The organism is Thermoflexus sp., from assembly GCF_034432235.1.
In the GTDB taxonomy this organism is placed as follows: Bacteria; Chloroflexota; Anaerolineae; order Thermoflexales; family Thermoflexaceae; genus Thermoflexus.
In genome coordinates this window covers 13,022-35,147 of sequence record NZ_DAOUCJ010000078.1, presented here as the reverse complement: position 1 = coordinate 35,147, position 22,126 = coordinate 13,022, and the positions used below count along the sequence as shown (strand labels likewise).

Annotated in this window: 19 protein-coding genes and 1 pseudogene; 15 read left to right on the top strand and 5 right to left on the bottom strand. The window is 65.5% G+C overall.

Annotation, left to right across the window (positions count from 1 at the left end; genetic code table 11):
• The first annotated feature begins 11 nt into the window (after nt 1–11).
• The 6 genes and pseudogenes from VAE54_RS09645 to hpf all read left to right on the top strand — a co-directional run bounded on the left by VAE54_RS09645 (nt 12) and on the right by hpf (nt 4,868).
• The gene (locus VAE54_RS09645) at nt 12–1,412 is read left to right on the top strand and encodes a CpaF family protein (RefSeq protein WP_322801753.1); all 1,401 of its coding nucleotides are present in this window, start codon (nt 12–14) and stop codon (nt 1,410–1,412) included.
• A 105-nt stretch (nt 1,413–1,517) separates the two neighbouring features.
• The gene (locus VAE54_RS09640; protein ID WP_322801752.1) at nt 1,518–2,489 is read left to right on the top strand and encodes a type II secretion system F family protein; all 972 of its coding nucleotides are present in this window, start codon (nt 1,518–1,520) and stop codon (nt 2,487–2,489) included.
• A gap of 4 nt (nt 2,490–2,493) precedes the next feature.
• Entirely contained in the window at nt 2,494–3,429 is a 936-nt protein-coding gene (locus VAE54_RS09635) for a type II secretion system F family protein (RefSeq protein ID WP_322801751.1), read from the top strand.
• A 25-nt stretch (nt 3,430–3,454) separates the two neighbouring features.
• Nucleotides 3,455–3,649: pseudogene (locus VAE54_RS14635) on the top strand (double zinc ribbon domain-containing protein); the annotation flags it as partial.
• Between the two features lie 174 nt (nt 3,650–3,823).
• Complete coding sequence (locus VAE54_RS09630) at nt 3,824–4,186, top strand: ComF family protein (RefSeq protein ID WP_322801750.1); 363 nt, start codon at nt 3,824–3,826, stop codon at nt 4,184–4,186.
• Nucleotides 4,187–4,328: 142 nt separating this feature from the next.
• Nucleotides 4,329–4,868, top strand: coding sequence for a ribosome hibernation-promoting factor, HPF/YfiA family (gene hpf, locus VAE54_RS09625; RefSeq protein ID WP_322801749.1), 540 nt, complete (start codon nt 4,329–4,331; stop codon nt 4,866–4,868).
• 215 nt (nt 4,869–5,083) lie between these two features.
• Here hpf and VAE54_RS09620 read toward each other — a convergent pair whose 3' ends face one another.
• The 4 genes from VAE54_RS09620 to VAE54_RS09605 form a co-directional block, all read right to left on the bottom strand.
• Complete coding sequence (locus VAE54_RS09620; protein ID WP_322801748.1) at nt 5,084–5,497, bottom strand: SH3 domain-containing protein; 414 nt, start codon at nt 5,495–5,497, stop codon at nt 5,084–5,086.
• Between the two features lie 101 nt (nt 5,498–5,598).
• A complete protein-coding gene (locus VAE54_RS09615) occupies nt 5,599–6,612 on the bottom strand; it encodes an MraY family glycosyltransferase (RefSeq protein WP_322801747.1) in 1,014 nt (337 codons plus the stop codon).
• Nucleotides 6,613–6,746: 134 nt separating this feature from the next.
• Nucleotides 6,747–10,775 carry an N-acetylmuramoyl-L-alanine amidase gene (locus tag VAE54_RS09610; RefSeq protein ID WP_322801746.1) on the bottom strand — a complete coding sequence of 1,343 codons (4,029 nt, stop codon included), beginning with the start codon at nt 10,773–10,775 and terminating at the stop codon, nt 6,747–6,749.
• Nucleotides 10,776–10,883: 108 nt separating this feature from the next.
• Nucleotides 10,884–11,771, bottom strand: coding sequence for an SH3 domain-containing protein (locus VAE54_RS09605; RefSeq protein ID WP_322801745.1), 888 nt, complete (start codon nt 11,769–11,771; stop codon nt 10,884–10,886).
• A 227-nt stretch (nt 11,772–11,998) separates the two neighbouring features.
• Between VAE54_RS09605 and VAE54_RS09600 the strand changes: the two genes are divergently transcribed.
• Nucleotides 11,999–12,226 carry a hypothetical protein gene (locus VAE54_RS09600; protein WP_322801744.1) on the top strand — a complete coding sequence of 76 codons (228 nt, stop codon included), beginning with the start codon at nt 11,999–12,001 and terminating at the stop codon, nt 12,224–12,226.
• Here VAE54_RS09600 and VAE54_RS09595 read toward each other — a convergent pair.
• Nucleotides 12,162–13,352 (bottom strand): AI-2E family transporter, encoded by a 1,191-nt coding sequence (locus tag VAE54_RS09595; protein WP_322801743.1) that lies wholly within the window; start codon nt 13,350–13,352, stop codon nt 12,162–12,164. The genes VAE54_RS09600 and VAE54_RS09595 overlap by 65 nt on opposite strands.
• A 283-nt stretch (nt 13,353–13,635) precedes the next feature.
• On the opposite strand from VAE54_RS09595, the gene recA reads away from it, so the two are divergent.
• The 8 genes from recA to VAE54_RS09555 all read left to right on the top strand — a co-directional run bounded on the left by recA (nt 13,636) and on the right by VAE54_RS09555 (nt 21,916).
• On the top strand, nt 13,636–14,697 hold the full coding sequence (recA, locus tag VAE54_RS09590; RefSeq protein ID WP_322801742.1) for a recombinase RecA: 1,062 nt from the start codon (nt 13,636–13,638) through the stop codon (nt 14,695–14,697).
• Between the two features lie 83 nt (nt 14,698–14,780).
• The gene (locus tag VAE54_RS09585; RefSeq protein ID WP_322801741.1) at nt 14,781–15,416 is read left to right on the top strand and encodes a regulatory protein RecX; all 636 of its coding nucleotides are present in this window, start codon (nt 14,781–14,783) and stop codon (nt 15,414–15,416) included.
• Nucleotides 15,417–15,511: 95 nt separating this feature from the next.
• Entirely contained in the window at nt 15,512–17,077 is a 1,566-nt protein-coding gene (gene rny / locus VAE54_RS09580; protein ID WP_322801740.1) for a ribonuclease Y, read from the top strand.
• 203 nt (nt 17,078–17,280) lie between these two features.
• Nucleotides 17,281–17,520: a hypothetical protein gene (locus VAE54_RS09575; protein WP_322801739.1), complete on the top strand. Its 240-nt coding sequence runs from the start codon at nt 17,281–17,283 to the stop codon at nt 17,518–17,520.
• 5 nt (nt 17,521–17,525) lie between these two features.
• Nucleotides 17,526–18,845: a pitrilysin family protein gene (locus tag VAE54_RS09570; RefSeq protein WP_322801738.1), complete on the top strand. Its 1,320-nt coding sequence runs from the start codon at nt 17,526–17,528 to the stop codon at nt 18,843–18,845.
• 59 nt (nt 18,846–18,904) lie between these two features.
• Nucleotides 18,905–20,386 (top strand): nucleoside triphosphate pyrophosphohydrolase, encoded by a 1,482-nt coding sequence (gene mazG / locus VAE54_RS09565; protein ID WP_322801737.1) that lies wholly within the window; start codon nt 18,905–18,907, stop codon nt 20,384–20,386.
• Complete coding sequence (locus VAE54_RS09560) at nt 20,361–20,732, top strand: DUF192 domain-containing protein (RefSeq protein ID WP_322801736.1); 372 nt, start codon at nt 20,361–20,363, stop codon at nt 20,730–20,732. Before mazG ends, VAE54_RS09560 begins: the two co-directional genes overlap by 26 nt.
• Nucleotides 20,705–21,916 (top strand): LysM peptidoglycan-binding domain-containing M23 family metallopeptidase, encoded by a 1,212-nt coding sequence (locus VAE54_RS09555; protein ID WP_322801735.1) that lies wholly within the window; start codon nt 20,705–20,707, stop codon nt 21,914–21,916. Before VAE54_RS09560 ends, VAE54_RS09555 begins: the two co-directional genes overlap by 28 nt.
• Nucleotides 21,917–22,126 lie beyond the last annotated feature (210 nt).

Sequence of the window (22,126 nt, the reverse complement as noted above, 5' to 3'; positions counted from 1 at the left end):
GAGGTGGAGTGATGTCTCTCTTAAAGCGAATTCAGGGCGCCCAGCCCTCTCCCTCGACTTCTCCGAACCCTGAGCCGGCGCGCGCCGCCCCGACTCCTGAACCCTCATCTGTCCCTCCTCGTCGTCCGCTCCCTACAACGGGGGGGATGCGGGATGCATATGTGGATCTCAAGAGCCGTATCCAAGCGAAGCTCCTCTCGGAACTGGAGCCTACTCTCGATTTCTCCCGCACCGACGAGTTGCGGGCGATGATCGAGGAGAAGTTCGATGCCGTTCTGATGGAGGATCACATCGTCCTCAGCCGCCTGGAGCGACAACGGCTCTTTGAGCAGATCGTCGCCGAGATCCTGGGCTTCGGCCCCCTGGAGCCCCTGCTGAAAGATGACTCCATCACGGAGATCATGGTGAACGGCCCCAAGAAGGTCTACATCGAGCGCAACGGGAAGATCGAGCGGACGAATGTGGTCTTCGAGGATGAGGAGCACTTGATGCGCATCATCGAGCGCATCGTCGCCCCGCTGGGGCGCCGGGTGGATGAGAGCATGCCTTACGTGGATGCCCGGCTGCCGGACGGATCCCGCGTGAACATCGTGATCCCGCCCATCTCCCTCATCGGCCCGGTGGTGACCATCCGAAAGTTCTACCGCACGCCGCTTACGGTGGACGACCTGATCCGCCTGGGCTCGGCCACGCCCGAGGTGATGGAGTTCCTCAAAGCCTGCGTTCAGGCGAAGATCAATATCGTGGTGTCCGGCGGGACGGGCTCCGGGAAGACGACATTGCTGAACATCCTCTCCGGATTTATCCCGGAGGGGGAGCGGATCATCACGATTGAGAACGCGGCGGAGCTGCAGCTGCGCCAGGAGCACGTGGTGACCCTGGAGACCCGCCCGCCCAACATCGAGGGGAAAGGCGAGATCACCATGCGGGATCTGGTGATCAACGCCCTACGGATGCGTCCGGATCGAATCATCGTCGGCGAGTGCCGCGGCGGTGAGGCCTTCGATATGCTCCAGGCGATGAACACCGGCCATGAGGGCTCCATGACCACCATCCACGCCAACAGCCCCCGCGACGCCCTGGCCCGTCTGGAGAACATGGTGTTGATGGCGGGGACCGATCTGCCCCACCGGGCGATCCGGGAGCAGATCGCTATGGCGATCGACCTGATCGTCCAGACGGCGCGCATGCGCGATGGTTCCCGTAAGATCATCTCGCTCACGGAGATCCAGGGGCTGGAAGGAGAGGTGATCACCACCACGGAGCTGTTCAAGTTCGAGCAATATGGGATGGAAGGTGGAAAGATCGTTGGCCGCTTGATCCCGACCGGGATCCGCCCCCGCTTCATGGACCGCCTGGAGGCAGCCGGCATCCGGCTGCCGCCCTCGATTTTCGGCGCCGGGCGAAGGTAGCGGCCGGTTCTTGTGCCGGCTGGCCCGGATTCCAGAAGGGGATGGCTCTTCTTCCCTTCCCAGACCCCTCCGGGCCGTGGGAAATGAAAGATGCAGGGGGAAGCCATGGCCTGGCAAACGTATGTGCTGGTCGGAGGAGGGATTCTGATCCTCATCCTTTTGCTTCTCTATATCTTTGGCGGGGAAGAGGAGGAAATTGTCGTCGAGCGGCTGGAGCGATATGCCGCTCCTCGTCCAGGGCGTCGGGGTGAGGAGCCGTCTCGCCCAACTCCTCCTCGCCGGACGATGCCGTTCAGCGAAAGCTTGAATCGGGCCATCGCCGGGCGGGGATTCGCGGAGGACCTGCGGCTTCAACTGGCCCGGGCCGATCTGAAGGTCACCCCGGGGGAGTTCCTGGTCATCCAGATCCTGACGGCGATGATAGGGCTCCTCTTGGCCCAGCTGTTCTTCCGGTTCGTTCCTCTGGCCATGCTGGGTCTGATCGCCGGCTTCTTTGCGCCACGCTTCTATGTCGCATGGCGGCAGCGACGACGGCTCCAGGCCTTCAATGCCCAGCTCGGCGATGCCATCAATCTGATGGTCAATGGGTTGCGCGCCGGCTACAGCATTCTTCAGGCCATGGAGGCCGTCGCCCGCGAGCTTCCCCCGCCGATCTCCACCGAGTTCGATCGGGTGGTGAAAGAGCAACAGCTGGGTCTCTCCCTCGATCAGGCGCTCCAGAACATGCTGCGTCGGGTGCACAGCGATGACCTGGAGATGCTGGTCACGGCGATCTTAATCCATCGCGAGATAGGGGGAAATCTGGCGGAGATCCTGGATACCATCAGTTTCACCATTCGGGAGCGGGTGCGAATCAAGGGGGAAATCCGGGCGTTGACGGCCCAGCAAACCCTCAGCGGATATGTGCTGATGGTCCTCCCGATTCTCCTGGGTCTTGTCCTGTTTGGGATCAATCGAAACTACATGTTGAATTTCTTCAACAGTGGGATCCTAGGCTACTTCATGATCGCCTGCACAGCGGTGATGATGCTGGTCGGCTACTTCGTAATCCGGCGGATTGTCCAGATCGAGGTGTAAGGAGATGTTGAGTCTGGTCCTGATCTTAGGAATTCTGGCTGTAGGGGTGATCGCCGTGGCCCTGGTGATCGGCCTGGGCGCCCCCCGCGAGGAAGAGGTGCTCCAGGCCCGCCTGGCAGAGTTCGCCGCCCGGGATGTGCCGGTGACACTGGAGGAGGTCGAGCTTTCGATTCCCTTCACCCAGCGTGTGATCGTCCCCATCCTTCGTCAGATCGCGGAATTCATCAGCCGCTTCACGCCTCAATCGATCATCGAGGACACGCGGCGCCGGCTGGAGCTGGCGGGCAACCCGGTCCGCCTGGGGGCGGCGGAGTTCTTTGGGCTGCGGATCATAGCCGGCCTCTTCCTTTTCGGCCTGATCTATGTGCTGCTGCTGCGCGCCCCGGCCCTCCAGCGATGGGCCCTGAGCCTGGCGATCGGCGGACTGGGCTTCTATTACCCGATGCTCTGGCTCAATCAACAGATCGCCCGGCGTAAGAAGGAGATCCTGAGAACACTCCCGGATGCCCTGGACCTGCTGGTGATCTGCGTAGAGGCCGGGCTGGGGTTCGATGCGGCCATGCAGCGGGTGGCGGAGCGATGGAACAACGAGCTGGGGAAAGCCTTCGCACGGGTGCTCCAGGAAATCGCCCTCGGGCGCTCGCGGAAGGACGCGCTGCGGGATATGGCTGCCCGCGTGGATCTACCGGAGATGACCACGTTTGTGGCCGCGATCATTCAGGCGGAGCAGCTGGGAGTCAGCATCGCTAAGGTGCTTCACATCCAGGCAGATCAGATGCGCCTGCGCCGCCGGCAGCGGGCCGAGGAATTGGCCCGACAGGCCCCGATCAAGATGCTCTTCCCGCTGGTCTTCCTGATCTTCCCGGCTATGTTTGTCGTCCTCCTGGGACCGGCCCTGTTGATCGTGATCAAGCAGTTCAGCGGCGGCTTCCCGCGTTGAATTTCTCGGAACGGTCAGGGATCCCTTGTCCTCGTTTCGCTTCTCCGGGTGGATCGCTCGCCTGAGGGAGGAGGCGCTCGACCTCCTGTTCCCCCCTCGTTGCGCCGGATGCGGGCGCCCCGGGTGGTCCTGGTGCCCGACCTGTGACACCGCCGCGAGCCCGCTGATGCCTCCCGTTTGTTCTCTATGTGGTATCCCCTGGTCAAAGGAAGGGCGGTGCCCACGCTGTAAAGAGGATCCCCTGCATCTGGACGGCGTCCGATCCTGTTACCTCTATTCGGGCCCCATCCGGCGGGCGCTGCATCGGCTAAAATTCCATGGGCGATATCGTCTCGCCCAGGCTCTGGGCGTGGGGATGGTGGAAGGATGGGCCCGCTTCGCGATGGAGGCTGACTTGCTGGTTCCGGTCCCCACCTCCAGGGCGCGCCAGCGCCAGCGGGGATACAATCAGGCCGCCATGCTGGCCCGGGCCCTGGCGGAAGGCGTGGGGATTCCGTTCTGCCCTCAGGCGCTGCATCGGGTTCGGTCTACTCCATCCCAGGTCGGACTGGATCAGAACGCCCGTCGGGAGAACGTGCGCGGGGCTTTCATGGCGGATCCCCGCTGGGTATTAGGGAAGCGGATCGTCGTGGTGGACGATGTGTGCACCAGCGGGGCGACGCTGGAGGCCTGCGCGGCGGCCCTCTATCAGGCAGGGGCCCGATCGGTCTGGGGGTTCACCCTGGCCCGCGTGATCCTTCAACAGGAGGGTTGTTAGGCCGAGCGGTCACGCTTTCCCCGCGAGCCTCATTGAAAGGGAAGAGAAAGGCCCGGTTTAGGGGTCAGGCCGGACCCCCGGGTCCACCCGGAGAAGGCCAGCGATAGCACTCCAGTTCCATCTGCGCCAATGGAGGAAGGCTATGGAGCTAATTATTCGGGGGCGGAACATCGAGATCACCGATCAGATTGAAACATATGCCCGAAAGCGAATCGCGCGCCTGGAGCGATTTCTGCCTACCATCTCTCAGGCCGAGCTGGAGCTGGCCCAGGAGAACACCCGAAGCCGGGATCAGCGTCAGATCGCTCAGCTCACCCTGCGGATGACCCCAGGTATCCTCCTGCGCGCCGAGGAGCGCCACGCCGATCTTTTAGCGGCGATCGACCTGGTGGTGGATAAGATGGAACGGCGGATCGAACGCTTCAAAGGGCGCCGGGAAGGGAGGATCCGCGCGGAGTCGCTGGAGTCCGCTTCCCCCGGAGAAACCGGCGGCCCTGCGGGACGCATTGTGAAGATCAAGCGGTTCGAGATCACGGCCATGACGCCGGAGGAGGCCATCGAGCAGATGGAGCTCCTGGGCCACGATTTCTTCATTTTCTACAATCCAGAAACGGCCAGCATCAACCTGGTCTACCGCCGGCGAGACGGCAACTACGGGCTGATCCAGCCGGAGCTGACGTGAATCTTTCCCCAGTCCCCTGTGCGACACGGGGAGGGGGAGGAGTCCTCGGACCTAACCCCCCTGGCCCCCTTCCCTCGTAGGGAAGGGGTTCTTGGACCTACCCCCCCAACCCCCTTCCCTCGTAGGGAAGGGGGAGCATAAAAATCCCCCCTCCCCGTTTCGGGGAGGGGTTCCCAGCCAGAAAATCCACCGGTGAAGAGAGGGTCTTCAAGGCGCTATTCCGCCGGGGCCAGATAGGATTCCGCCACCCATCCCTCGAAGGCTCCATCCTCGGTCTGAACCCGACGCCAGCGCAGGCCATCCGCCTCGACAGAGTCCGGGAATGCCCGGAGGGATGTTCCTTCCTTCAGGATCGTGACTACAGGGTAGAGAAGCCCCGGCCCTTTTCGCAGCCGCAGGCCGATGCCTCCCGTTCCTGTAATCACCATTCGCTGGGCCCGCGGTGTCCGCGTGGGGGAAGGTGAGGGTGAGGGTAAAAACGAGGGTGGATGGCTCGGCGTTGGAAGGCGGGTGATCAGAATCACCCGCGCCGTTGCGACGGGAAGGGATAGATGGGGACGGGCCGCAGGCCGAAATTTCGCCAGCCCGATGCACAATCCCAGCGCCAGCAAGCCTCCCGCCATCCCCATGAGCCCCTTCTTCCCCATGCTCTTCCCGCCGATTTCGATGGAGCGTCGTTGGGATCGGATGGGTAAGATGTCCGTGGGCAGAGCCCCGGCAGGTTGTCGGGCTATCCCCCCCAGAAGGGCGGTCGTTCCAGGCGCCAGAGGGCCCAGAGCGCCAGCCCCCCTACGAAGGCCCCGATCAGATAGCTCTCCAGCATCCCAGCCATCGCCACAAACAGCGCCAGGGCCCCCAGCGCGGCCTGGGCCAGATAGAGGAGGAGCACCGCCTCCCGATGGGTCATCCCAGCCCGCACCAGCCGATGGGAGAGATGATCTTTCCCCGGGGTGGTGAGCGGGTTCAAGCCCCGGCGCAACCGTGAGACGATAACCAGGGCGGTGTCGAAGATGGGGATCCCCAGCACCAGCACCGGGACCATCCAGGTGACGAAGGCTACGTGATTGGGGAAGCGCAGTTTAATCCCCAGCACGGCCATCAGGAAACCCAGGAAGAGGCTGCCAGCGTCCCCCATGAAAATCGAAGCCGGGTTGAAGTTGTAACGCAGGAAGCCGATACAGGCGCCCAGCACAGCGGCCGAAAGGGCGCCCACCAGATACTGGCCGTTCAGGGCCGCCAGAAGCAGGAAGAAAGCTGCGGAAACCGCGCCGATCCCACCCGAGAGGCCATCCATGTTGTCAATCAGGTTAAAGGCGTTCGTAATCCCCACCAGCCAGAACAGAGTGATCAGGACGTTCAGGATCGGCCACGGGAAGAGGGAAACCATGACGCCGGTGGCCATCACAACCCCGGCGACGATGATCTGCCCGCTGAGCTTGATCAGAGGCCGAAGCCCCCACCGATCATCCCAGATCCCCAGAAAGGAAACCGCTGTGGCCCCGATCATGACCCCCGCCAACTGAGGAAGGTTATAACGATCCTCCAGCACCAACAAGGCGATCAGGACCGCGAGGTAGAGCGCGAGGCCGCCCAGCAGCGGGATCGGCCGGGTGTGGAGCTTGCGCGGGGCGGGATGATCCACCATCCCGATCCGGAAGGCGACCGCCCGGGCCACCGGCGTGGCCAGCATCGCGATCACCATTGCGCTCAAAAGGATCAGCAACCAAGCCGTTTGCGCTCGCATGGAGCGTCATGCTCCTGTTGCTGGGAACTCAGGGTTTTTCATTCGCTGTTCAACTTCCACGCTGGAAGGCGATATGGCCTCCCCCACAGAAACTTGAGGGCCAAGGCAATTCTCGGGATGCTCAACCGCGCGGTCTAACGACAGACCTCCAGGTGAACCCCATCGATCACCGCAGCGCTCCCTAACCCGCTTCCATTGTTATAAACGCCGATGGTCAGTGTAATGATCTGCCCTACATACGGCGTCAGGTCCAGGCTCACCAGCTCCCATGTCCCGGTGTTCGCCTGATCCACCAGCAGGGGCACCCACTCATTGCGCGCGTTCCGGAAACCGATGTAGAAGCGATCTCCGCGATCCCGGATCTGCGGGAGACGCCACAGGGTAAGGGTCGCCCGGGTGCCATCCAGGGTCACTCGCTGCCAGAGGGTGGCGTAAGAGGCGGAGGTCGCCTGGAGGTCACCCAGGCGGACAGCCCACTGCCCCTCATGGACCGGGCTCTGGACCCGCGCGATGGGAGCGCCCGGGTTCAGGATCTCCCAGGTCCCTGTTAGATCGGCTTCGAACCCTCCATTGCGCAGCCGTTCCTCACAGGCCGGCGGTGGGGGCGGCGTCGTCTCCGCTCCCCGCAGGATCAAAGGCAGATACAGGGTGGATCCCCGAGCGCCCGGGCCGACATAGAACCGCACGGGCGGCGGTGTGCTGGAGAGGTTGCCCGCGGCGTCGAAGGCGGCAACCGTCCACTGATACTCCCCGGGCATCAGATTGGCCATGAAACTGGTCGCTGTTACGGTAAAGCGGGCGCTGTTGAGGATGAGCACATACCCGGCGGGAGGCTCCGATCCGGTCGGTGCCCACTCGAAGCGAATGGGCGGCGTATACGTGGCGGTGACCGTCGGGGTGATCAGCGTCGGCACTCCGGGGGGTGTCCGATCCAGCGTGAAGGTGACCGCCGCCGGCGTGGGATCCACCGTTGTCCCCCGCACTGCCCGGGCCAGCACGCCATAGGTCCCATCCGCCAGATCGGAGGGGGGCGTCCAGGACCAGGAAAGCCGCCCGGTGGCCGTTAGCCAGACGGGTCCCGCGCCCCATCCATTCCCCGTCCACCATTGCTGATCCGCTGTCCGCTGAAGCGCCACCTGGACCCCTGTGATGTCCGAAGGGGAGGCGGTTCCAGCGATCACCGGGACCTGGTTCAGCAAGGCATTGGGGACAGGAGTCGTGATCGTGGTCTCAGGGGGCGCCCCGCATCGAGTCATCGCGTCCAGCAATCGGGAGAGGAGGGCCGCGCGCGCCGCCATCGGCCATGCGCTTTCCAGGGGGAACCCGAAGACGGCCACCTGCGGGCATGGCGCGCCATAGAACGTCGCCGCCGCCTGCCCATCCGGATACTGCATGAGAGCCTGCGCGTCACGCCCGGGGGCGAGCACATCCGGCGTGGTGACCCGGTGGCTCCCCATCGTTCCATCATCCAGGGTCAGATCCCCAACCCCATCCAGCAGGCCCCCCGAAACGGGGCGGACGGTCCGGGTCCCGGCGTCGTCGGCGACGAAGCCCGTCCGGAGGGCATCGGTCAGAAAGCCCGGATCCCGTTGACCGAGATCCTGGCCGACGTTGGACCCGCTGAGGATCAGCCGCCCGCCGTTCGCCAGAAAGCTGCGTAACCGGGCCCGGGCCCCGTCGTCCAGGGTCGGCTCCGAGAATCCCTCCTCGCCCAGCAGCCACAGGACAATGGGATAGCCCTCCAGGCCGATAGACCCGCCGGAGACCGCCTCATCGGTCGCCCCATCGAAGGGCATCGCGAGGGCGCGGCCCACATGGGCCAGCGCGTCGAACGCGTTCATCCGGGCGATCGGCATCCGCGTCACCACCCCCAGGCTTCCCCCCAGATCCTCTGTCGGCCGCATCGCCCCGTCCAGCCGATCGAAGCCGTCCACGAGGAGCAGCCGGGGCGCGCCCCATGGCCCAACCCGCACCCCGACGACCGGGGTGGGGAAGGATTCGCCGCCCGCGTTCAGACCGGTCACGCGGAAGAAGAGCGTCGTGCCCTCCGGCAGACCGGAAAGCGTGTAGGAGGTGCCGTTGACGAGAACCCCATCCCCCCAGGCGAATCCATCGGTGCTGGTATAAACCTTGTAGGCCGTGGCCGGATGGCCCAGGAGCACACCGCCATCGCTGGGCGAAGGTTGCCAGGAAAGCGTCACCTGGCCTGGCCCTGTTTGACGGGCCACTGGGGCCTGGGGAGGCTCCGGCAGGAAGACCGGGGAGCGGCCATCCCGCTGCGCGTAATAGCGCACGATCCCCTTATAGATCGCCCGGGCCACCAGCATAGCGAAGCGAGGATCCTTGAGCGCGGCGGCGTCCTGCGGGTTGTCATGGAACGCCGCTTCCAGGAGGACACCGGGCATCGTCGAAAGGAGGCGCAATTCCCCCAGATTGGCCTGTTTCTTCCCCCGGTCGATCCAGTTCGGATCCCAGCCGGCCCGGATATCCTGGATCACCTGGGTATGGATCGCATCCTGGAGCTCCAGGCTTCCCGGCGTTCGCCGGTAGTTCGGATCGCTGTTGTCATAAACATACGATTCTGTCCCTCGCAGGGTCCCATTATAGGCGTTTGTGTGGAACGAGAAGTAAACCGGATCATCGAAGGGCTCCCGCTCCCACTCCACATAACGGGGGCGAGCGGTTACGTCATCAATCAAATCCCCGCATGCGCTATAACTGGAGCACTGAAAAGGATCGTAGACCGAAGGCGGAGCCCCCTGGTATTTCGCCCAGTAGCGAGCGGCTTCCTCCCAGCGCGGTCGCCCGCTTGGCCCGGGGCTGGGCGGGGGCCCATCTCCGGTCATCGTGCCCATTCCCCCACCGATCCGAACAGCGTCCGCCACCACCACGCGGTTCAGGTTCTCCGGGCGATCGGTCCGGTTGGTGAGGATCACCCGGGCGGGCTGCCCGCCGCGGAAGGGGAAGGAGCCCAGATAGCGCCAAGTATAGCCGTGGCCCTGCTGGTTGATCCGAACCTCGCTGCGGCCCCCGGCATGCTCGATCAGGAACTGCGCGTCTGTGCTCCGGTTCGAGCCGCTCGTATACCAGACGTAAACGGCATAGATGCCATCCCGGGGCGGCATCAGTGTCCAGACGGCCTGGGCGGTGACGGCTCCCAGAGCCGTCAGGGCCGTGCGGTAGGTGCCGCCGTTGTAGCCCGGGAGGGTGCCCGGGGACCAGGAGCCCTGCTCCTGATACACCTGAGGGTTATCATTGTCCGCGATCCCTTCCCAGGGGTTCATATCCCGTTCTCGAACTGGCCAGACATCCGCCCCCGCGTTAAAGAGATACTGGATCAGGAACTGGTTGACGGTCTCCGCGTTGTTCAGATCTTCCACCAGCCCATTGGTGTTCCCCCGCTGAGTCAACCAGCGGCCGCCCGGCGCATACCAGTACCAGCCGTGGCCCGCGCTCAGATAAACAGCCTTTCCGCTCAGGAACCCCTGAGCTTGAGGGCGGCTGTAGGCAGGGAGCTGGCCGGCAGCGCTCATAGGAGTCAGAGGCTCTCCCCTCGCCCGCGCGAGCTCGGTGGGTTTATTGACGGGCGGGGTTTCCCGGAGGAACCAGGAGAGGGCATAAAACCGCCCATCCTGAGGGTTCCGGGCCATCAACTGCACGTTCTGCACCCCGAAGGGCTCCAGATGCCGTAGGAAGAGATAAGCCGCCTGATCGATGGTCCACGGATTGAGCATCGGCTCCGCCCCGCCGGTCCGCTCCAGATAAGAGGCGGGCAGCTCCAGGTAGAGCGTGAGCCCATGACCGGACCACTGGAAACTGGCGACGCGGGCTCCGGGGGGTAGCGGGGACCACAATCCAGCCGCCCGTTCCTCGGCCGTCGGCCCGGCGACCAGAGCCTGGAGGCGAAGGGAAACCCGGTCGGTGATGGTCGTGGCTGCTTGAGAAAAGAAACGAGGAGCGCACCGGACCCGGCTATCGAGAGGATCGATGTAAAAGCAGATCGAGGAGCTCTCCTGCTGGGGGCGGGCCACCGCCGCCATGCCTCGCCACGCCAGCCCCAAGAGGGCCAGAAGGCCGATCCCCAGCGCCAGCGCGAGCAACGTCCGCCACCGGTGTCGGGAAAACCCGGTGGCGGCTCTCGATCGTCCCCAGGAGATCCTCATGGCCCATGCTCGCTCCAGAGGATTTGGGAAATCCAGCATTGGATGGTTCTTAACGAGTGTAGTCGAAAGGAAGGGCGAAAGCAAACGGGAAAGTTCAGCGGGAGATTCCTAAGGCTCCCAGAAAAATTGCATGAGCACGGCCACGTAGGGATGGCCGTTCATATATGCAATGCCCACGACCCAGGTTCGCCAGTCCAGCTCATTGCCCGGGGTGCCTGGCCGGTGCAGGCTGTAGAACCGGAACCCCTGATAGAACTCCGGCCAGGCCGGCTGATAAGTGACTGGAGGCACCAGCAGGCCGCAGTGCCGCTCATGGGGACGACCGATGACATCCAGGAGATCCGGCAGCACGGCCTGGCGGAAGGGACCCACGATCTCCGTGGCGCTGGCCGGATGAACGCCCCAGCGGATGGGCGTCTCATCGGTGAAGAGGGTGGCCGCCTGCTCCGGTCGGATCAGGACGGGATCGCTGATGCGGCTGACGTGGATGCGCAACCCATGGATGGGGCTGATCAGCGCCGCGAGCGCCGGGCCGTCTCGCCCCCGGATGGCCGCCTCCAGCCGGTCCAGCAACGCGCTCACCTGGGGGTCCGCGCAGAACGCCTGGAGGGACACCTCCGGGGTGAGGAACATCGCGTTCACCCAGCCGATCCGTCCGTCGGGAAGGCGGACCTCCACCCAGCGGGCGCCCGCAACGGTCTCCTCCTTTCCGGTGAGGAACAGGCCGGAAGCGTTCGGGGGCAACGTCGTCAGGATCGGCTGATCGGGCCCCGGCCCGGCGCGCACATTCAGCTGATCCGTGGGTGGAACCAGGACCACGGTGAAGGGCCCCTGAAGAGTGGGGGGCGCGGGCGTAAAGGTTGGTGTAGGCGCCTGCTGGGGAGGGACCGGCGAAGCCGTCGGGGTGGAAGGGATGGACGGGCGGCCCATCTGACATGCGGCCAGCCACCCGATCATCCCGATGCCGATCTTCCCGATCTTCGTCCTCATGTTCATCGGAACGCTCCTTTTCTTCCAGAGAGGGGAGGAAGAGCGTTGAGGTCATCGCTCGATTTCAGCCCGAAGACTCCAGGCCCGATTTAAGATAACGATGGGCGGGCCCGGGAAGTTCCCGGGCCGACATGCTTTCTCAGCGCGACGGAGGATCGCCTTCTGAGATCCAGGATGGCGAGATGGTTTTCAACGTCCCCTTCTCCAGAATCGTTTTGATCAGGAGGACCGCTATGGCCAGGGTGCGTTGCTACGCTGGATCGACTTATCCAGAGCGACCGGAATCTTTTGAATGGGAAGGAACGGAGAAGGCGGTGGCGGAGATCCTCCATCGCTGGCGAACCCCGGAGACGCTGGGGTTCCGGGCGCGCACCGCCGATGGCATGGTCTTCGATCTCATTTACGATCTTCGATCGGATCAGTGGACGGTGATCCCGCGGACGGCTCCGGCGCTCGGGTAGGAGCGCCCTGGGAGTTCAGCAGCAGAAACGCCAGGCTGTATCCGGCGCCGGCTACCGGGATGGCGAAGATGAATCCCCAGAAGCCGAGGAGGCGCACTCCCACGAGAATGGCGATCAGCGTCAGCAAGGGGGGTAACCCGGTGGCCTCCCCCAGCATGCGGGGGACCAGGAAATGAAAAAGGATCTGCTGGTAGATCAGCAGGACGATCCACATCCAGAGCCCGGCGCTCCACTCCCCCCGGAGCCAGAAGGTGAGCGGAGGCCCCCAGAGGGCGATGGGCGCTCCGATGAGGGGGATCAGGATGACCAGCCCTGCGAGCAAGGCGATCAGGCCAGCAAAAGGAGCGCCAAAGGCCACCATCACCCCAAAGGTCATCAGCCCGTTGATCAGCGCAATCAGCAATTGCCCCCGGAGGAAACCCCCGAAGGTGCGATCCAGGATCGCCGCGGTCGCCCGGATCTCGTCGTGATACGCCGGGGGGATCAGCGCGAGGATCTGCCGGGAAAGGTTGCGCCAGTCCAGCATCGTATAATAGCTCAATGCCAGGATCAGCAGGAATTCCACCAGCCCGCCCCCGATCCGCCGCGCGGTTTCCACCAGGATCGGCAGCACCCACCCGGCCCCCAGCCGCGCCAGATCCTGCCAGGCTTCCCGGGAGGGAAGGATCGCCAGGGATTCCACCGGGACGTTGAGGCGCGCGGCCAGATCCCGCTGGAGCTCCACCAGGATCTCCGGCGCCTTCTGAAGATAGGAAGTGAGCAGCGTCGTGAGCTCCAGGGCCTGGGGAACCAGCAGGGGCACTCCCAGCAGCAGGCCGATCAGGATCGCTGCGAGCAGGCCGGTGTAAACCAGCGTGGCGCCGATGGGGTAGGGGATCCGGAAGCGCGTGAGGACGCGGAGCTGCAGAGGTGCCCCCCGGCGGATCAGGCCCTCCAGCCATGGCTCGGGAAACGGCCCGCGATCCAGCCAGGCCACCAGAGGATGCAACACGTAGGCCAGCAGCCAGGCCAGGGCCAGCATGCGGACCAGGTCGGCGAACATGCTGAATAGCTGCCACAACCGCTCCGTGACGTAAATGAGCGCCGCGAAGGCGACCAGGAACAGCACCAGGCGGGGAACTCGCACCGTGCCTCTCCCCTCCACGAGCTCGCTCCTTCATCTTAGTCCGGTTCGCCCGGATTTGCAGAAGCCGGAGCTCCCCATCCTAAGGCTTTCCCGTCCGGACCACCGCGAGAGGATGTTCTGTCTTCCGGATCGGAGCCCGATGGTGTAAAGCCGGTGGAGTCCCCTGCACGGGTTTGCATGCTGGACCCTCCAAACGTAAACTATTTTAAAGCATGGGTATCCATCAGCTGATCTCTTGAGAGGTGACCTATCTGTGGATCCAGTCTGTGGAGAGAGGTGAGCGATGGGGAACGACGCGCGGCGAAAGGCCCTGGAGACCGCGGTGTTAACGCTGACGAAACGATTTGGAGAAGGAACGATCATGCGCCTGGGGGAGGCGGCGCAGCAGCCGGTGGACGTGATCCCCACGGGCTCCCTGGCCCTGGATCTGGCCTTAGGCGTAGGGGGGATCCCCCGAGGGCGGATCACCGAGATCTACGGCCCGGAGGCTTCCGGGAAGACGACCCTCTGTCTCCATGTCATCGCTGAAGCTCAGAAACGGGGCGGGATCGCGGCGTTCATCGATATGGAGCATGCCCTCGATCCCCAGTATGCCCAGCGATGCGGCGTGGATGTCGATAACCTGTATGTGGCACAGCCGGACACCGGGGAGCAGGCCCTGGAGATCGCGGAGACCCTGATCCGCAGCGGGGCCGTGGATGTCGTGGTGGTGGACTCGGTGGCGGCGCTGGTGCCACGGGCGGAGATCGAGGGGGAGATGGGCGACGCCCACGTGGGGCTCCAGGCGCGCCTGATGAGCCAGGCCCTGCGCAAGCTCGCCGGGGCCATCCGCCAGTCCAACACGGCGATGCTCTTCACCAACCAGCTGCGGATGAAGATCGGCACGATGTTCGGCAACCCGGAGACCACCACCGGCGGCATGGCCCTCAAGTTCTACGCCTCGGTCCGCCTGGAGATCCGTCGCCTGCAGAATCTGAAAGCGGGCGGCGAGATCATCGGCAGCCGGGTCCGGGTTCGGGTGACGAAGAACAAGGTGGCTCCGCCCTTCCGCGAGGCGGAGTTCGATATCCTCTACAATGAGGGGATCAGCAAGGCCGGGGATATCCTGGATCTGGCGACCGAGCTGGGGCTGGTCACGAAGCGGGGCACTTTCTTTATGTATGGAGACACCCGCCTGGGGCAGGGCCGGGAGAACGCCCGCGAGTTTCTGAAAGCCCATCCGGAATTGCTGGAGGAGCTGGAGCGCCAGATCCGGGAAAACGCCGCCCGTGCGGCCTCCCTCAAACGCCTGGGGGTGAGCGCGGAGGGCGCCGAGGAGGCCGCTCCCATCCTGGAGGCCGAATAACCGGCCGGAGGGGCTCGGGGATCGCCGGCCGGGAAGGCGAGACCCGCTTCCCCGCCAGGGATCTCTCTTCGCCCAGAGGCTTCATGGGCGGTCGGATCACCGGTTTGCGAGCGCTGAAAAGCGGCCGCGTGGCCGTTTATCTGGATGGCCGTCGGGCGTTCCGGCTGACGGCCGTGGAGGCCGCGCGGCTGCGCCCGGGCCAGGTGCTCACCGATGAGGAGATCCGCCAGCTCCTGGAGCGGGATCTCCGGGAACAGGCCCATGAGATCGCCCTCCGGTTCCTGAGTTATCGCCCCCGCAGCGAACGGGAGGTCGCCGACCACCTGCGCCGGAAGGGCTTCGACGCCCGGACCGTGGAAGCGGAGCTGGAACGGCTTCGGCGCGTGGGGCTGGTGGATGATCGGGCCTTCGCCCGGTTCTGGGTGGAGAGTCGGACCGCGTTCCGGCCGCGCAGCCGCCGGGCCCTCCAGGCCGAGCTCCGGCGCAAAGGCGTTCCCCTCGCCATCATCCGGGAGGTCCTCCAGGAGACCTCTCCCGATGAACGTGCCCTCGCCCTGCGCCTGGCCCGGGAACGGGCCCGGCGGTTGCGGGGTCTGGATCCCCTCACCTTCCGACGGCGCCTGGCCGCATACCTCATCCGCCGGGGGTTCGAGGGGGAGCTGGTGATGGAGATCCTCCGAACTATGGAGCAGGAGGAGGGGGAAGATCTGAATGAGTAGGCGTGGACCCGATAGGGGCTCTGGGGGCCGGTCTCTCCAGACCTCCAGAGGAGAGGAAAGGATTTTCCCGTATCTCAATCGAGACAGGATGCGTCATGGACTGGCTGATCATTGTCCCACTGGCCGCAATCGGAGTCATTGGCGGCGGTGCGCTGGGATGGTTCCTGGGAAAGCGACTGGTCCAGCAACGGGTTCGAGAACAGCTCCGGAGCGAGATCGAAGCCGCGCGGCAGGAATCCCAACGGCTGATCGAGGAAGCCAAACAACAGGCGGCGGAGCTTCTTCTCCAGGCCAAAGATGAAGCCCTTCGCCTTCGGGAGGCGACCGAATCGGAGCTGCGCCGGTGGCGGGCCGACCTCCGCAAGGAGGAAGAGCGCCTGCGCCATCGACGGGAGGAGCTGGATCGCCGGGCGGAACGGCTGGAGAAGCAGGAGCGCCGTCTGAACGAGCGTCAGGCGGAGCTGGATCGCCAGAGCGCTCAGCTGCAGGCGGCGATCAGCCGCTTTGAGGAGGAGCGCCGGGCCGCCCTGGAGCAGGTCGCCGGGATGACCGTCGAGCAGGCCCGTCAGGCCCTGCTGGAGATGGTGGAAAAAGAGGCGCGGGAGGATATGGCGCGCCTTTACCGCCAGATCGAGGCCGAGGCCCGGATTCAGGCGGAGGAGCGCGCCCGCGAGATCATCGCCACCGCCATCCAGCGCATCGCCAGCGAGCAGGTCGCCGAGTTGACCGTCTCGGTGGTGCCCCTGCCGAACGATGAGATGAAAGGGCGCATCATCGGGCGGAACGGTCGGAACATCCGGGCCCTGGAGAAGATCACCGGGGTGGAGATCATTGTGGACGACACCCCGGAGGCCATCACCCTCTCTTCCCATGATCCGGTGCGCCGGGAGATCGCCCGCATCGCCCTCACCCGCCTGATCCAGGACGGGCGGATCCATCCGGCGCGGATCGAGAAGGTGGTGGCCGAGGCCCGGGAGGAGGTGGAGCGGATCATCTGGGAAGAAGGCCAGCAGGCCGCGGCCGCAGCGGGGGTCACCGGCCTGCATCCCGAGCTCATCCGTCTCCTGGGCCGTTTGAAGTTCCGGACCAGTTACGGCCAGAACCAGTTGCATCACGCGGTCGAGGTGGCCTGGCTGGCCGGGATGATCGCGGCGGAGCTGGGCGCCGATGTGCGGATCGCCCGGATGGGCGGGCTGTTGCATGACATCGGGAAGGCGGTGGACCATCAGGTGGAGGGCACCCACGCCCTGATCGGCGCGGAGCTGGCCCGACGCTATGGGGCGCCGCCCAAGGTGGTCAACTGCATCGCCAGCCACCACCACGAGGTCCCGCAGGAGTGCATCGAGGCGGTGATCGTCGAGGCCGCCGATGCCATCTCCGGCGCCCGGCCCGGCGCCCGCCGGGAGACCCTGGAGATGTATCTCAAGCGGATCCAGGATCTGGAGAACCTGGCCCGCTCCTATCCCGGCGTCGCCGAATGCTACGCCATTCAGGCCGGCCGGGAGATCCGCATCATCGTGAAGCCCGAGGAGGTGGATGACCTCGCCGTCATCCGGATGTCCCGGGAGATCGCCCGCAAGATCGAGGAGACGATGCAGTATCCCGGGCAGATCAAGGTCACCGTGATCCGGGAGACCCGAGCGGTGGAGATCGCCCGCTGACGCCGGGCGGGATCCGGCGAGGGGCTCTGCCTCCGGGCTCTTCCCTAATTTCAAAGCGCTCTGACTGGGCTTCCCAGCAGGGAATCCGCCATCTCACCGCATGCAGGCGGGTGCTGGAGGCGATGGGATGCGGGGGATGCAAAGGAGGGGCGACCCGCCGGGTCGCCCCTACGAGATGATCTTCCTTCAGGAGTGGGATCCCGATGGCCAAGAAACGACGGGTGCGATCGACCCCTTCCACCCCGGCCCGGGCGGTTCCGGCCCCGGCCCGGGAGATCCCGGTGTCCGCTTCGCCGGCTCCGTCCCGACGGCCGGCATCCAGCCTGGCGAATTATGATTACTCCTATGTGCGGCGGGATCTGCGCCGCATCGGCGTGCTGGCCGCGCTCCTCCTCGGCGGCCAGATCGCCCTGGCTTTCCTGCTGCCTCATCTGTTGAGGTGAAGGCGATGACGCGGCGATCGGCTTCCCGGATCTCCCGACGGTTTCGTCCGGTTCGTCGGGACGGTTTTCTGAAAACGGTGCTGGACAATGGGCTGACGGTGGTGCTGAAAGAGCAGCACCATGCCCCGGTGGTCACCTTCTGGGTCTGGTATCGCGTGGGGAGCCGGGATGAGCCCACCGGCCTCACCGGGATCTCCCATTGGGTGGAGCATATGCTCTTCAAGGGCACCCCCACCTATCCGAAGGGGACGCTGGACCGTCTGATCTCCCGGGAGGGAGGGGCCTGGAATGGGATGACCTGGCTGGATTTCACCGCTTATTTCGAGACCTTGCCCTCCGATCGGTGGACGATCGCCCCGGAGATCGAGGCCGATCGGATGACGAAGGCCCTCTTCCACCCGAAGGAGGTGGAGGCGGAGCGCACGGTGATCCTCTCCGAACGGCACGGGGCGGAGAACAACCCTCTTTTTCTGTTGAGCGAGCAGGTGCAGGCCCTTGCCTTCCAGGCCCATCCTTATGGCCACGAGGTTATCGGATGGCCGGGGGATCTCCAGACCATGTCGCGGGAGGATCTCTACCGTCACTACCGGACTTATTACGCGCCCAACAATGCCATCGCGGTGGCGGTGGGGGATTTCCGGATCCCGGAGGCGTTGCGGGTCATTGAACGGGCTTTCAGTCGCATCCGCCCGGCCCTGGAGATCCCTCGCTTGCGGGTGACGGAGCCTCCCCAGCGGGGGGAACGCCGGGTGGTCGTGGAAGGGGACGGGAACACCGCCTACCTGGAGATCGCGTATCACGCCCCGCAGGCGAGCCACCCGGACTTTATGCCCCTGGTGATCCTGAACGCCGTGCTGGCCGGTTCGGGCTCTCTCAGCTTCAGCGGCGGCACGTCCAATAAGACCTCGCGGCTTTACCGGGCCCTGGTGGAGACGCAGATCGCCGCTGAAGTGGAAAGCAGCCTGATCCCCACCGTGGACCCCTTCCTTTACAGCCTCACGGCGACCCTGCAGCCCGGCCGGCATCCGGAAGAGGCGGAGGCGATTATCGATGCCGAGATCCAGCGTCTGCAATCCGAGCCCATCCGCCCGGAGGAGTTCGAGAAGGCCCTCAAGCAGGCTCGCGCCGACTTCGCTTACAGCAGCGAGTCGGTGACCAACCAGGGCTTCTGGTATGGCTGGAGCGAGATCTTCGCGGATTACACCTGGTTCGAGACCTATCTGGAGCGCCTGGGCCGGGTGACCCCCGAGGACGTGCAGCGGGTCGCTTGCGCGTATCTTACGCGCGCCAACCGGACGGTGGGCTGGTATCTCCCCCGGGCATAGCCCATCCGCTGGAGGATCGAGCGGCGCCGGTCTGATCTCTTTTCCCGGGAGGCTGAGGCGTGATCATCATTCTGGGTTTGGGCCCCGGAGATCCTCGATACTGGACCCGGGAGGCGATGGAGGTCCTGGAGGGGCTTCGGGAGATCTATGTGCGGACCCGGCGGCATCCGGCGGTGGCGGCGCTGCCGCCTCACCTGGTGGTTTACGACTTCGATGCGGTCTACGCGGAAGAGGAGAACCTGGAGGCGGTCTACGAGCGGATCGCCCGCACGGTCCTGGAGCTGGGCCGGCGGCCGGAGGGCGTCTGCTATGCGGTGCCCGGCTCGCCCTTCGTGGGGGAAGCGACCGTGGCTCGGATCCGCGCCCTGGCCGCCGGGGCCGGCATCCCCATCCGGATCGTCCACGGCCTCAGCTTCATCGAAACCGCCCTGGAGCTCCTGGGCCTGGACGCGCTGGACGGCCTTCAGATCGCGGACGCCTTTGAGCTGGCCGAGCGATATCATCCCCCTCTGAATCCGGATCGCCCGGCCCTGATCGCCCAGGTGGACAGCCGGACGGTGGCCGCTGATCTCAAGCTCACCCTGATGAATCAGTATCCCCCGGAGCACCCGGTGACGCTGATCGACGCCGCGGGGCTTCCGGAGGCCCGGCAGGTCACCTTCCCGCTGTATCAGCTGGACCATCGTTCGGATTTCACCCCGCTCACCGCCCTGTATGTGCCGCCCCTGGCCCGGCCCGGCGCCTTCGAGACGTTCCAGGACACCATCGCCCATCTCCGTTCCCCCGAGGGTTGCCCCTGGGATCGGGAACAGACCCATCAGAGCCTGCGCGCCAACCTGCTGGAGGAGGCCTATGAGGTCCTGGAGGCGCTGGACGCGGATGATCCCGGCCGCCTGAAGGAGGAGCTGGGGGATCTCCTGCTGCAGATCGTCTTCCACAGCCAGATCGCGGTCGAAAGCGGGGAGTTCTCGATGGCGGAGGTCATCGCCCATGTGAACGAGAAGATCCGCCGCCGCCATCCCCATGTGTTCGGCGACCTGCGGGTCACTGGCGTCCGGCAGGTGCTGGAGAACTGGGAGCAAATCAAGCAGCGGGAGAAAGCGGAGCAGGGCCAGGCCGCCTCGATCCTGGATGGGGTGCCGAAGGGCCTGCCCGCCCTGGCCCAGGCGGCGGCCTACGGCGAGCGGGCCGCCCGGTTGAAGTTTGACTGGTCGGACGCCGATGGGGTGCTCGAGAAGCTCCAGGAGGAGCTGCGGGAGATCGCCGCCGCGGCGGATCCGGCCCATCGGGCGGTGGAGTTCGGGGATCTGCTCTTCACCCTGGCGCAGCTCGCCCGACACTGGGGGATTGACCCGGAGGCCGCCCTCCGGGAGGCCAACGCCCGCTTCGCGCGCCGGTTCCGTCAGATGGAGGCCCTCGTCGCCGCCCAGGGCCGGCGGCTCCAGGAGCTCTCGCCGGAAGAAATGGATGCGTTGTGGGCTCAGGTGAAGCAGGCATCTTCCCCGGGCGCGCCCGATGGCCCCGCGGATTCTTCTCTATGACCCGGACGGACGGCTGCTGGCCCGGCTGCGGCCCTGCCGCTCGTGGTGGTGCCGCGGGCGCGGATGGATGTTCCGCCTCCGGATGGGGGAGGAAGGGCTTTTCTTCGTGTTCCCGCGAGCCGGCCGGTGGGAAACCGCCATCCATATGTTCTTCGTGTTCTTCCCCATCGCCGCCATCTGGCTGGATGAGGCCGGGCGGATCGTCCACGCGGTGGAAGCTCGTCCCTTCCGGGTGTATATCCCGCCGCGCCCGGCCCGCTACCTGATCGAAGGTCCCGTGGGTTTGCTGACCCACGCCCGGATCGGGGAGGTCTGGACATGGCGCGAGGAGGCTGGGGGATCCTGATGGGGCTGGCTTTGAGCCTCGCGCTGGCTCGGCCCGCCCTCGCGCAGGAGCCGGTCCGCTACACTGTGCAACCCGGAGATACCCTCACCCGCATCGCGGCGCGCTTCGGGAGCACCGTGTCGGAGATCGCGGCGACCAACGGCCTGGCAAATCCCAACCTGATCTATGTGGGCCAGGTGCTCCTCATCCCCGCCGACGCCTCCGCCCCTTCCCCTGGACGGATTCATATCGTTCAGCCCGGGGAGACCCTGTATCGCATCGCGCTGCGCTATGGCACTACCGTGGAGCGCCTGATGGCCCTGAACAATCTAAATAGCCCCAACCGGATCTTCGCCGGACAGGTCCTTCGGATCCCGGAGGAAGCCCGGGGCGCTCCCACCGTCTGGCCCTCGCCGTTTGTGGAGATCGAGGTGGGCGCAGCTCCAGCGGTTCAGGGACGGGTGTTTCCGGTGCGCGTTCGCCTCTCCGAGCCGGCGGCGCTGGAGGCGACCTTCCTGGGCGTGAACTATCCCCTGGCGCCGACGGCGGAGGGCGGGGAAGGGCTGCTGGCCGTGCCGGCGATGCAGGCCCCCGGAGTATATCCCCTGGCCCTCACCGCCCGCCGCTCCGACGGTCAGACGGTGCGTGTCCACCTCCAGGTGCGGGTGGACGCCGGGCCTTACGGGCGGGAAGCGATCCGCCTGCCGCCGGATCGCCAGAACCTGCTCGACCCCCGGCTGATTCGGGAGGAGCGGGAGAAGGTACTGGCCGCCTGCACGCCCTTCGAGCCCGAGCAGCGCTGGAGCGGCCCCTTCCGGTATCCGGTGGAGAACCCCGAGGTGACCTCTCCCTTTGGCACCCGGCGTTCGTATAATGGGGGGCCTTACACCAGTTACCACGAGGGCCTGGACCTCCGGGGAGCCATCGGGACGCCGGTTTATGCGCCGGCTGACGGCCTGGTCGCCCTCGCTGGGCCGCTGATCGTGCGGGGCAACGCCGTGATCCTCCGGCACGGCTGGGGGGTATGCAGCGGCTACTGGCACCTCAGCGCGGTGGCCGTTCAAGCCGGGCAGCGGGTGAAGGCGGGGGATCTGCTGGGCTACGTGGGGAACACCGGCCTCTCCACCGGCGCCCACCTGCACTGGGAAATCCGGGTGCGGGGCATCCCCGTCGATCCGCGCCAGTGGGTGGAAGGGGTCGAGTAAAGGCGCAGCGTCGCCCCAGCGTTCGGTAAGTCCTGGTTTTCAGGACCGCGGAAGCGGCCAGGGGCCGAGGCAGGCCACCAGGCAAAAAGCCAGACCAGTAGAATCCGGCCATGGGCTCCAGGCCCTTCGCTGATCGCCCCTCGTCGGGAGGATCGCGCGCCGCAAGCGTGAGGAGGTGAAATGCAATGCCGGACCTGGATCAAGTGAGAA